The sequence below is a fragment of the Pseudomonas serbica genome, assembly GCF_028823535.1.
Lineage (GTDB): Bacteria > Pseudomonadota > Gammaproteobacteria > Pseudomonadales > Pseudomonadaceae > Aquipseudomonas > Aquipseudomonas serbica.
The window spans coordinates 1-1,305 of sequence record NZ_JAQIYM010000038.1 but is presented as its reverse complement, the minus strand read 5'-3'; the positions used below and the strand labels follow the sequence as shown (position 1 = coordinate 1,305).

Sequence of the window (1,305 nt, the reverse complement as noted above, 5' to 3'; positions counted from 1 at the left end):
TCAGGACCTGGCCCCCGGCAGCGTGACCGGCAGCCAGCCCCAGAGCCCCGGCGAAACCGCCAGTGGCACCCTGGTCGGCGCAGTTCACGGCGGCAGCGGCGCCATCACCTACAGCCTGGTCAGCAATGCCGTTGGCACCTACGGCCAACTGCTGCTGCACCCTGACGGCAGCTACACCTACACCCTGACCTCGCCGGCCAGTACCGCGCCACAGGCCAACGACGGCGCCAACGCCCTGCACGAAAGCTTCACCTACCAGGCCGTCGATGGCCTGGGCAATAGCGTCACCAGCACCATCGTGATCAACATCGTCGATGACGTACCGACCGCTGTCCCGGACATCGCCTCGGTAGGCGAAGGCGGCTACATCGGCGGCAACGTGCTGTGGAACGACAACGCGGGGGCCGATGGCCAGTTCGCCGGCGGCGGCGTGGTTGGCGTGCGTGCCGGCTCCGACACCTCGACCCCGGTGCATGGCGGCCTGAACAGCCAGATCAACGGCACCTATGGCTACCTGACCCTGGATGCGGCCGGCAACGCGCTGTACCACAGCTACCCGAATTCGGTGAGTGGGCCGGGCGCGAGCGACGTGTTCACCTACACCCTGCGTGATGCCGACGGTGACGAAAGCACCACCATCATCACCATCGACGTGCACAACAGCTGCCTGGTCGCGGCCAGCGACCAGGACGTGACCGTCTACGAAAAAGCCCTGGACCTGAATCAGGACGGCCAGGACCTGGCCCCCGGCAGCGTGACCGGCAGCCAGCCTGGCAATACCGGCGAAACCGCCAGCGGCACTTTGGTCGGCGCAGTCCACGGTGGCAGCGGCAACATCACCTACAGCCTGGTCAGCAATGCCATCGGCACCTACGGGCAATTGCTGCTGCACCCTGATGGCAGCTACACCTACACCCTGACGTCGCCGGCCAGCACCACGCCCCACGCGGACGACGGCGCCAACACCCTGCACGAAAGTTTCACCTACCAGGCCACCGACAGCCTGGGCAACATCGTCACCAATACCATCGAGATCGCCATCGTCGACGACGTGCCCAAGGCGATCGACGACACCCACCCCAATACCGCCTCGGAAACCCTGCTCACCCTCGAAGGCAGCGTCCTCGGCAACGACGTGCAAGGCGCCGACCGCGTAGCGACCGGCCCCAACAGCGGCCCGATTACCCCCGGCACCTTCATCGGTACCTACGGCACCCTGGTGCTCAACGCCAACGGCACCTACACCTACACCCTCAATCCCGGCGACGCCGACTTCAAGGCCTTGCACGGCGGCGGCAATGGCAC

The 1,305-nt window shown here is 66.3% G+C and carries 1 protein-coding gene; it reads left to right on the top strand.

The window, feature by feature from the left end; translation table 11 throughout:
- Window positions 1-1,305 (top strand): VCBS domain-containing protein (locus NQL71_RS29625; protein WP_274643788.1); only part of this gene is annotated, 1,305 nt, incomplete at both ends.